Origin of the sequence: Paracoccus sp. MKU1 (assembly GCF_001447385.1) — a bacterium.
Taxonomy (GTDB): domain Bacteria; phylum Pseudomonadota; class Alphaproteobacteria; order Rhodobacterales; family Rhodobacteraceae; genus Paracoccus.
The window spans coordinates 1-9,779 of the sequence record NZ_LLWQ01000180.1 but is presented as its reverse complement, the minus strand read 5'-3'; the positions used below and the strand labels follow the sequence as shown (position 1 = coordinate 9,779).

General features: G+C 66.7%; 12 protein-coding genes, 1 tRNA gene and 1 other annotated feature. Of the genes, 5 read left to right on the top strand and 8 right to left on the bottom strand.

Annotated features, from left to right (window positions below):
* From AQY21_RS14405 to dapF, 5 genes are all read right to left on the bottom strand, one after another.
* Positions 1-278, bottom strand: a 278-nt coding sequence (locus AQY21_RS14405; protein ID WP_203416511.1) for a polyprenyl synthetase family protein, incomplete at its 3' end; no start/stop codon positions are given.
* Positions 278-514, bottom strand: coding sequence for an exodeoxyribonuclease VII small subunit (locus AQY21_RS14400; RefSeq protein WP_058098323.1), 237 nt, complete (start codon positions 512-514; stop codon positions 278-280). The genes AQY21_RS14405 and AQY21_RS14400, both read right to left, overlap by 1 nt.
* On the bottom strand, positions 511-1,428 hold the full coding sequence (locus AQY21_RS14395) for a histone deacetylase family protein (RefSeq protein WP_058098322.1): 918 nt from the start codon (positions 1,426-1,428) through the stop codon (positions 511-513). The genes AQY21_RS14400 and AQY21_RS14395 overlap by 4 nt, the downstream gene beginning before the upstream one ends.
* Before the next feature lie 219 nt (positions 1,429-1,647).
* Entirely contained in the window at positions 1,648-2,901 is a 1,254-nt protein-coding gene (gene mtaB, locus AQY21_RS14390) for a tRNA (N(6)-L-threonylcarbamoyladenosine(37)-C(2))-methylthiotransferase MtaB (RefSeq protein WP_152988237.1), read from the bottom strand.
* 5 nt (positions 2,902-2,906) lie between these two features.
* Positions 2,907-3,734 carry a diaminopimelate epimerase gene (gene dapF, locus AQY21_RS14385; RefSeq protein ID WP_058098320.1) on the bottom strand — a complete coding sequence of 276 codons (828 nt, stop codon included), beginning with the start codon at positions 3,732-3,734 and terminating at the stop codon, positions 2,907-2,909.
* 97 nt (positions 3,735-3,831) lie between these two features.
* Between dapF and AQY21_RS14380 the strand changes: the two genes are divergently transcribed.
* A tRNA-Lys gene (locus AQY21_RS14380) sits at positions 3,832-3,907 on the top strand.
* Positions 3,908-4,579: 672 nt separating this feature from the next.
* On the opposite strand, the gene AQY21_RS14375 is transcribed toward AQY21_RS14380, so the two are convergent.
* From AQY21_RS14375 to AQY21_RS14365, 3 genes are all read right to left on the bottom strand, one after another.
* Positions 4,580-4,867 (bottom strand): hypothetical protein, encoded by a 288-nt coding sequence (locus tag AQY21_RS14375; protein WP_058098319.1) that lies wholly within the window; start codon positions 4,865-4,867, stop codon positions 4,580-4,582.
* A 140-nt stretch (positions 4,868-5,007) separates the two neighbouring features.
* Positions 5,008-5,421 carry a hypothetical protein gene (locus tag AQY21_RS29800; RefSeq protein WP_058098318.1) on the bottom strand — a complete coding sequence of 138 codons (414 nt, stop codon included), beginning with the start codon at positions 5,419-5,421 and terminating at the stop codon, positions 5,008-5,010.
* A gap of 389 nt (positions 5,422-5,810) precedes the next feature.
* Positions 5,811-6,008 carry a DUF1127 domain-containing protein gene (locus AQY21_RS14365; RefSeq protein ID WP_058098317.1) on the bottom strand — a complete coding sequence of 66 codons (198 nt, stop codon included), beginning with the start codon at positions 6,006-6,008 and terminating at the stop codon, positions 5,811-5,813.
* A gap of 364 nt (positions 6,009-6,372) precedes the next feature.
* Positions 6,373-6,430: a sequence feature (sul1 is cis-regulatory element that is thought to sense ions involved in sulfur or methionine metabolism; They are found in Alphaproteobacteria), on the top strand.
* Between the two features lie 74 nt (positions 6,431-6,504).
* Here AQY21_RS14365 and AQY21_RS14360 point away from each other — a divergent pair.
* The 4 genes from AQY21_RS14360 to AQY21_RS14345 all read left to right on the top strand — a co-directional run.
* Entirely contained in the window at positions 6,505-7,995 is a 1,491-nt protein-coding gene (locus AQY21_RS14360) for a SulP family inorganic anion transporter (RefSeq protein ID WP_058098316.1), read from the top strand.
* 11 nt (positions 7,996-8,006) lie between these two features.
* Positions 8,007-8,870 (top strand): universal stress protein, encoded by an 864-nt coding sequence (locus AQY21_RS14355; protein WP_058098315.1) that lies wholly within the window; start codon positions 8,007-8,009, stop codon positions 8,868-8,870.
* Positions 8,871-9,151: 281 nt separating this feature from the next.
* Complete coding sequence (locus AQY21_RS14350) at positions 9,152-9,526, top strand: helix-turn-helix transcriptional regulator (protein WP_058098314.1); 375 nt, start codon at positions 9,152-9,154, stop codon at positions 9,524-9,526.
* Positions 9,514-9,779 (top strand): arsenate reductase family protein (locus AQY21_RS14345; RefSeq protein ID WP_161906022.1); only part of this gene is annotated, 266 nt, incomplete at its 3' end. The genes AQY21_RS14350 and AQY21_RS14345, both read left to right, overlap by 13 nt.

The following is a 9,779-nucleotide window of genomic DNA, read 5'->3' as shown; positions in this document are numbered from 1 at the left end:
AAGCCGCGGCGCAGGTCGTCGTCATCCATCGAGGGCAGGTCGTCATGCACCAGGCTATAGGCATGCAGCGCCTCGACCGCCGCCGCGACGGGCAGCGAGTCCCGGTCGCGCAGCCCGAACAGCCGCGCCGATTCCATCGCCAGAAAGGCGCGGATGCGCTTGCCGCCGATACAGGCATAGCGCATGGCATCGGTCAGCTCGCCCTCGGGCAGGCCGGCCATGGCCCCGTCCAGCGCAGCCTGCACCTGCGCCTTCACCTCCTCAAGGCGGCCCAGCATCACAGCCCCTCGGCCGGGACAGTGCCTTGGGGCTGGCCATTGGCGGCCAGCGTGATCTTTTCCACCCGCTCCTCGGCCTCGCGCAGCCGCTTGTCGCAATGCGCCCGCAGCGCCGCGCCGCGTTCGTAAAGCTTGATCGATTCCTCCAGCGTGGCCTCGCCATGCTCCAGACGGCCGACGGTCGCCTCAAGCTCTTTCATCGCCTCCTCGAAGGACATGTTCTCGATCTCGGTCACGCCGCAGTCTCCCTCAGCACATCGACATGGGCGCGCGCCGAGCGGCCCAGAGCGGCCAGATCATAGCCGCCTTCCAGCGCCGATACCACCGGGGCCGAACACCCCGCCGCCGTATCGCAGATCATCCGGGTGATGGCGGTGAAATCACCCTCCTCCCACATGAGCGAGGCCAGCGGGTCCTCGGCATGCGCGTCGAAGCCGGCCGAGACCAGCACCAGCTGCGGCCGCCATGCCGCGACCCGGGCACAGATCGCCCGCCAGGCGGCGCGGGCTTCGCCACCGCCGCTGCCCGGCGCCAGCGGGACGTTGGCGATCTGGCCATGCGCGCCCCGCTCCGACGGCGCGCCGGTGCCGGGATAGAGCGGCACCTGATGGGTCGAGGCGAACAGCGCCCGTTTCTCGTCCCACAGCACGTCCTGCGTGCCGTTGCCGTGATGCACGTCGAAATCCAGCACCGCCACCCGGTCCAGCCCGTGATGCTCCAGCGCCCGCAAGGCCGCGATGGCGACCGAGGAAAAGATGCAGAAGCCCATGGCCTTCATGCGCTCGGCATGATGGCCCGGCGGGCGCATGGCGACGAAGGCGTTGGGCGCCTCGCCCGCCAGCACCGCATCGACCGCCGCGCAGACACCGCCCACGGCATGGCGCGCGGCATCCAGGCTGCCCGGCGACAGATAGGTGTCCGAATCGAGCATGCTCCAGCCCTCGGCCGGCACCTTCCGCCGCAGCAACGCCAGATATTCGGCCGGATGGGCGCGCAGGATATCCGCATCGGCCGCCTCGGGTGCCTCGCGCCGCTCCAGATCCGCCCCGTCCAGTGCCGCCAGAACGGCATCCAGCCGGGCCACCTGCTCGGGATGGCTGGGCGGCGTCACATGGGAAAGCCCCGAAGGGTGCGTATAAAGCAAGCTCATCGGCCAAGAATTATGGACAGCTCCTCCGCCCGGCAAGGAAATGTTCTGCGGCATGCCGAAAACTCGATCCCCCGGCAGGGCAAATGCCCGCCAAAACCGCAGTGGCGGCACCCGGCACTGGCTTCTTTCGTGGCCAAATATCCTCGGGGGGAGTCCATCGGCCCCGGCCGATGGACGGGGGGCAGACAGCCCCCCGGCGACCACGACGAAACCGGCCCCTCAGACCGTCAGGCGTTGCCCGTCATGGCCGGCGATACGCAGCTCCATCAGCGTGCCCTCGGGCATGTCGCGGTCGAAGGCGACCTCGGTGAAATGCTCCGTCCGGCCCAGACGCGGCCCCTCGGTCAGCACCATGCGCGCCGCACCGACCTGGGCCTGCAAATGCCGGGCCAGCGCCGCATCGCCCGCCGCCCGCAGCCGTGCCGCGCGCTCCTTGATCGCCGGGCCGGGCACGCGCGGCATCCGCGCCGCCGGGGTGCCCTTCCGGGCCGAATAGGGAAACACATGCAGGAAGGTCAGCCCGCAATCCTCGACCAGCTTCAGGCTGTTTTCGAACATCGCCTCGGTCTCGGTCGGGAAGCCGGCGATGATGTCGGCGCCGAAGACGATGCCGGGCCGCAGCCGCCGCGCCTCCTCGCAGAAGCGGATGGCGTCGTCGCGCAGGTGGCGGCGCTTCATCCGCTTCAGGATCATGTCGTCGCCCGCCTGCAAGGACAGGTGCAGATGCGGCATCAGCCGCGGCTCGGAGGCGATGGCCAGCATCAGGTTCTCGTCCGCCTCGATCGAATCGATCGAGCTGATCCGCAGCCGCGGCAGGTCCGGCACCAGCCGCAGGATGCGCATCACCAGGTCGCCCAGCCGCGGCTGCCCCGGCAGGTCGGCCCCCCAGGAGGTCAGGTCCACCCCGGTCAGCACCACTTCGTTGAAGCCGCGATCCCGCAGCCGCTTGATCTGGTCCACCACCACCCCCGCCGGCACGGAACGCGAATTGCCGCGGCCATAGGGGATGATGCAGAAGGTGCAGCGATGGTCGCAGCCGTTCTGCACCTGCACATAGGCCCGATGCCGGCCGAAACCGTCGATCAGGTGGCCGGCGGTTTCCTTCACCGACATGATGTCGTCGACCTGGACCTTCTCGGTCTCGCCGATCAGGTCGGGGGCGTGCATGCGCTGCCAGGTCTCGGGCAGCATCTTTTCGTGATTGCCGATGACCCGGCTGACCTCGGCCATGGCGGCGAAGGTCTCGGGCTCGGTCTGGGCGGCGCAGCCGGTGACGATGACCGGGGCGCCGGGATTCTCGCGCGCCAGCCGGCGGATCTCCTGCCGGGCCTTGCGCACCGCCTCGGCCGTCACCGCGCAGGTGTTCACGATCACCGCGCCTTGCAGCCCGGCGGCCTCGGCCATCTCGCGCATGGCCTCGGTCTCATAGGCGTTCAGCCGGCAGCCGAGGGTCGCAAAAACCGGGGGCTTCAGATCCTTCATCCGCGCCAGACCCCGTCGAAGACATGCGCGGTCGGGCCGGTCATCCAGACCCCGTCCTCGCGCCAGTCGATCTCCAGCACGCCGCCCGGCACGTTGACCCTGACCCGCCGCCCGGTCAACCCGCGCCGCGCCGCCGCGACCACCGCCGCGCAGGAGCACGACCCCGAGGCCAGCGTGATGCCGGTGCCGCGTTCCCAGATGCGCAGCACGATCTCGTCCGGCGAGACGACCTGCACCAGCTCGACATTGGTCCGCTGCGGATAAAGCGGATGATGCTCATGCGCCGGGCCAAAGCGTTCCAGGTCCACCGCCGCCGCATCGGGCACGACGAAGGTCATGTGCGGATTGCCCATGCCGGTCGCCACCGGATCGCCCGCGATGGGCAGGTGCAGCGTATCGACATTCTCGGCCAGCGGAATCCGTTCCCAGTCGAGCACTGGCGCGCCCATGTTGACCCGGGTCAGCCGGTTGCCGGCATCCTCGGCTGCAAGCACCGCATGGTCGGTGGCGAGCCGCAGCGCCGATGCGCCCGATTCGTCCATCAGGAAGCGGGCGACGCAGCGCGTGGCATTGCCGCAGGCCGCCGAAAGCGAGCCGTCGGCGTTGAAGAACACCAGTCGCGCATCGGCATTCTCGCCGGGCAGGATGACGGCCATCTGGTCGAAGCCGACACCGCGATGGCGGTCAGCGATGGCGGCGACGGTCGCGGCATCGGGCAGCGCGCCGGTCCGGCGGCTGTCGATCACCACGAAGTCGTTTCCGAGCCCGTGCATCTTCATGAAGGGCAGAGGAATGCTCTGGCCGAGGTTTTGCTGGTGTTCCATGGCGGTGACATACTCCTGCCGGAAAGATTCTGCCAGAGGCGGTGATTTTTCCGCTTGACCCTGTCAGCCGCCGACCGTAGTTAGCCCCCCGTGCGATGGGCCCGTAGCTCAGTTGGTAGAGCAACTGACTTTTAATCAGTGGGTCACAGGTTCGAATCCTGTCGGGCTCACCACTGAACTTCTTTACATGACAAGCGGTTAAACCAAACTGCCTGCGAGGCGGTTTCGGCGCTAACAAGTCCCTGGGGGACACATCGGGGACAATTCGAAGCCGCTCAGAACGCTCCGAATCTACCGCCTGCGAGCTGCCCACCAACCGGCGGCGATAGCCTCGGCCTCGTCACAAAACCAGCGCTCGCCCTTGCTCTCATGGATCCGGGTCTTGGCAGAGGCCGGCGACCAGGGCGTGTGATAGATCCACTCGCCCTTGTTCGAGATGTTGCCCTTGATCGGACAGCCCTCGGGCGCCTCTGCGGCAGCCCGCGCCCAGCGGTCGGCGCGATACTCCCAGGCGGGCAGAGATTCGCTCTGCCAGACGCCCCGGCCGGCGGCACGGGCCTGCCGGCCTGTGCGGGCGTTGGCGCGCGCCCGAGCATTTCCGTCTCTCTCGACCTGCGATTTTCGCTATTCCGCGATTCTCGGCCCTCGGGTCGTCAGAAAGGCCTCTCTGGCTGGGCTTTTGCGACGGCCAGGAATCGCAACCCGCTCCTATTCGATTGCGATTTTGCCGTGTGAGGCTGCCGGGAAACGGAAGCTGCGACGTCGCGACACCCGCGACATTCGCGACAAAGGGCGTGTTTGTCGCAGGTGTCGCGAATGTCGCAGGGGTGTCGATCCGGCATGGATCAAGAGCATTGCCCACCGCCGATGCTGAGGCTGAATCGGGTGGGGCCGGGCCTGGCGGGCGCCGTGCGGTTCACCCGGACCTCCACGCTGCAATCCCGGCTGCTGATCTGGTAGCCGTTCTCGGTGCGGGCGATGCTCTCGATGGGCTGTTGCCTGAGCGCATCTGCAACCCTGTCATCGCCCAGGATGGCATGGATGACCTTGGAACTGTCCCAGTAGCCGCTCAGGGCGGCGGAAGCCGGCGTGGCGGCGATTGCCAGGACGGCGGCTGCGACAAGTGCTTTCATTTCATGGTCTCCGATTTTCGAACCGCCTCATCATGGCGCCGCGGAGTGCAAACGACAAAGCCCCCGCATGATGCGAGGGCTCGCGTCGGCCAATGCGCTCTTGTTCACCCCCTTTCCGGGTTGGGCCGATAAAGCGGCAGTCAGGCCTGCCAGGGCGACGGCCCCGCGCTGCGCGGCCCCGAGGTCGCCAGCACCAGCGGCGGATCCTTGGGAAAGGACCGGATATCGAACCACTTGAAGCAGGTGCCGTCCATGTTCATCTGGTCGCCCGAGGAAATGGGATAACCGTTCGAAGCGTGGCGGATCAGCCCGGCCCGGAACGCCCGTAGGTCCAGCAGCCACCACAGGTCAAAGCCCGTCCCGGCCGCATTGGCATGGCCGTAGAACAGCCAGTCTCCCTCACCGTTCACAATCTTGGCCAGTTCGGTCGGATCGACCTTGTCGCCATCCATGTATTTCGCATGAGTGGTGAAGCCGAAGGCCTTTTCCAGCCATTCGATCATCGCCGCCGCGTTGCGGAAGCGAAAGGTCGGGTAGATGCGCGGAGCGAGCATGCTGTCTTCCTGTCCTTGACGGCCTAGAGTGCCATGCCGCCTTGCGCACCGGTCAAGCCGTCGGCCTCGATGGGGCGGAGGTTCACCGGTATCCGGTCCATCGCCTGAAACGCCCTCGCCGTCAGGTGTGCGATGCGGCGCCGGACGCCGCCCGCGCCATGACATCTCGGTGGATCTCCGAATGCGACAGCGTGCGGCGATCAGCTCAGGGTGCTACCGCAGAACGGCCGCCATCTCCTCCGATTCCCCGATCACGCGGCCTTGGACATGATGGCGGGCGTTTATCGCATGATCAGGATTCCGAGCATGCCGAACCTCGGTTTTCCATCCCCCGCGCATGAAAAAACCCCGAGGCATCGCCGCGGGGTCCGTTCATCGATGGGATGGCCTCAGAGGCCGCGGGCGACGCGCTCGATATCGCCGCGGGCCAGGCCGATATCGGTCAGTTCCCGATCCGTCAGCCGGTGCAGTTCGCGGCGGGTGATGCGGGCGTCGTTCCAGGCGGCGACCATCGCGGTTACGCGGACAAAAACCTGGCCCAGGCCACCGGCAGCAGCACGGCTATGGCTCATCTCGACAGTGGACATCCTGGCACCTTTTTCATCTTGCCCATCCGGCGGGCATGTTTCGGACAAGGCGGATATAGGCCGGGCACCTGACGGGAAGTAGTCGTGATACCGGCAAACCAGCCATGCATTCCGCGCTGCAGCATGGGCTGCGGACGGGCGGGCAGAAATCACGTCCCGAACAAACCGAACATTTCTACCTGCTCCGTTGCCGATCGGCATTATCCGCGACGGTCGCCCGGGCGGGGCGCGGGGAAAGCGCCTTCGCCATAGCAGCACGGCGGAGACAGGGCTGAAGTGCCGGCAGGATCGCTGGCGTCCGCTCCGGTTTTACTGTTCCGGGTTGCAAATGCGCGATGTTTGCGCATAACAGCCACCCGAAACGCATGGAGCCGGGTGCAACTCCCGGCTGGCTCTTCCGGCCGCCGATCCGCCGGACAACCCGAACCTACACCCCAAGATCGAAAACTCGACATGCGGCCCCATTCGGGGCCCTGATCGGTCAGGAACGGATGAGATGATTTCACTTGATGCCTACCGGACCCAATGGTTCGGCAATATCCGGGGCGACCTGCTGGCCGGGCTGGTCGTGGCGCTGGCACTGATCCCCGAGGCCATCGCCTTTTCCATCATCGCCGGCGTGGACCCCAAGGTGGGGCTGTACGCCAGCTTTTCCATCGCGGTGCTGATCGCCTTCACCGGCGGGCGGCCCGGCATGATCTCGGCTGCCACGGCTGCAACGGCGGTGCTGATGGTCACGCTGGTGCGCGACCACGGGCTGCAATACCTGCTGGCCGCCACCGTGCTGGCCGGGCTGATCCAGATCGGCGCCGGGCTGCTGCGGCTGGGTTTCGTCATGCGCTATGTGTCGAAATCGGTGATGACCGGCTTCGTCAATGCGCTGGCGATCCTGATCTTCCTGGCGCAATTGCCGGAACTGGACCCCAGCAGGGTCACCTGGCTGACCTATGTGCTGGTCGCGGCCGGGCTGGCCATCATCTACCTGTTTCCGCTGCTGACCAGGGCGATCCCCTCGCCGCTGGTCGCCATCGTCGTGCTGACGGCGCTTTCGATGGCCTTCGGCTGGGATGTGCGCACCGTTGGCGACATGGGGGTGCTGCCCGACACGCTGCCGGTCTTCATAATCCCGCAGATCCCGCTGACGGGCGAGACGCTGCTGATCGTCCTGCCCTATTCGCTGGCCATCGCGGTGGTGGGCCTGCTGGAAAGCCTGATGACGCAGAACCTGGTCGATGAACTGACCGACACCAAATCGGACCGTAACCAGGAATGCATCGGCCAGGGCATCGCCAATGCCGCCACCGGTTTCATCGGCGGCATGGCCGGCTGCGCGATGATCGGGCAGAGCATGATCAACGTGAAATCAGGCGGGCGCGGGCGGCTTTCGACCTTCACCGCCGGTTTCGTGCTGCTGATCCTGGTGGTCTTTCTGGGGGAATGGGTGGCGCGGATCCCGATGCCCGCGCTGGTCGCGATCATGGTCATGGTGTCGGTCGGCACCTTTTCCTGGTCGTCGCTGAAGAACCTGCGCACGCATCCGCGGTTCTCCTCGGTGGTGATGCTGGCGACCGTGGCGGCGGTGGTCTGGACCCATAACCTTGCCATCGGGGTGCTGGTGGGCGTGCTGCTGTCGGGCATCTTCTTTGCCGCCAAGATCGCGCAGCTGTTCAAGGTCACCACCCATCTCACCCCGGACGGCCGGCGGCGCAGCTATGTGATCGAGGGGCAGTTGTTCTACGGCTCGGTCAAGGATTTCATGGAAGCCTTCGACTTCAACGAGGCGGTCGAGAAGGTGATCATCGACGTCAGCCGCGCCCATATCTGGGACATTTCCTCGGTGCAGGCGCTGGACATGGCGGTGCTGAAGTTCCGCCGCGAAGGGGCCGAGGTCGAGATCGTCGGCATGAACGAAGCATCGGAAACCATCGTCGACAGGCTTGCCATCCATGACAAGCCCGGCGCGATGGACAGGCTGATGGCGCATTGAAGGAGGAAGACATGAGCGAAGAACCACAGAAGATCGTCGCCCTTGTCGATGGCTCGGCCTATTCGGCCAGCGTCTGCGACCACGCCGCATGGCTGTCGGGCCGCACCGGCGCGCCGGTCGAGTTGATCCATGTGCTGGGCCGCCGCGAGGCGCCGGAAAGGCCGGACCTGTCCGGCGCCATCGCGCTTGGCGCCCGCACCGCCTTGCTGGAGGAACTGGCCGAACTGGACGCGCGGCGCGCCAAGCTGGCCGGTCAGCGGGGTCGCGCCATCCTGGAGGACGCCCGCGCCATCCTCGACAAGGCGGGCGTGGCCCAGATCACCACCCGCCTGCGCCACGGCGACCTGATCGAGGCGCTGGCCGAGGTCGAGGCCGATGCCCGCATGATCATGATCGGCAAGCGCGGCGAGGCGGCGGATTTCGCCATGGGGCATCTGGGATCGAATCTTGAGCGCGTCCTGCGTGCCAGCCACAGGCCGGTCTTCGTCGCCTCGCGCGCGTTCAGGCCGATTTCCCGGATGCTGGTCGCCTGGGACGGCGGGGCTTCGGCGGTGAAGGCCGTGGATCACATCGCCCGCAGCCCCCTGTTCCAGGGGCTGGAAACCCATGTGGTCACGGTCGGCAGCGCCACGCCCGAGGCGCTGGAGGGGCTGGCGCATGCCAAGGCTTCCCTGCAGGCCGCGGGGATCATGGCCGAGACCGCGGTCCTGCCGGGGCAACCGGAAACCGCGCTTGGCAAGCTGGTGGATGAGGCGGCCTTCGACATGCTGGTCATGGGGGCCTACGGCCATTCGCGCATCCGCAGCCTGATCATCGGCTCCACCACCACCGCCATGATCCGATCCTGCAAGGTGCCCGTCGTCCTGATGCGCTGACCTCGTCCCCCCGGGTATCATCCCGCCTCGGCGAGAGGAGGCGGGGGCATCCGAACCGAGCTGCAATGCGGCACTGCCGCATCCGGACGGCCGTTTTACGATGCCCCTCCTCCGGAAGCGGGCAAGCCAGGTCCAAGCAAGGGCTGCAACTGCGACTCTGCATCTCGTCACCACGACGGTTGCAGCCGTTCGCAGCGGCGCAGGATATCACCCCGCCATTTCAACTTGCGTTGATCTATCCCGATGTACTATATATCAACATATCTTGAGATGTTGATTCGATGGAAGAGCAACGCGCCCTTGCCGGCTTCGCGGCCCTGTCGCAGGAAACCCGACTGCGCATCGTCCGGCTGCTGGTCAAGGCCGGGCCGGAGGGCATGGCGGCCGGGGCGATCGGCGAGGCCCTGGGCGGCGCCAGCACCTCGCGGCTGTCGTTTCACCTGACCCATCTCGAACATGCCGGGCTGATCCGGTCCCGGCGCGAGGGGCGCTTCATCATCTACAGCGCCGTCTTTGCGACATTGGCAGGGCTGATCGCATTCCTGATGCGCGATTGCTGCGACGGCCACCCGGACATCTGCGCGCCGGTCGCGGCCGCGCTGGATTGTGCCTGCGAACCCACCTTGACCCGAGAGGCCCGATCATGGACGTCGTGATCTATCACAACCCGGATTGCGGCACCTCGCGCAACGTGCTGGCCATGATCCGCAATGCCGGGATCGAGCCGCATGTGGTGGAATACCTCAAGACGCCGCCCTCGCGCGCGATGTTGGTGAGGCTGATCGCCCGCATGGGCATCGCGCCGCGCGAGCTGCTGCGCCAGAAGGGCACGCCCTATGCCGAGCTTGGCCTGGACGACACGGCGCTGCCCGACGCCGCGCTGGTCGACGCGATGCTGGCGCATCCGGT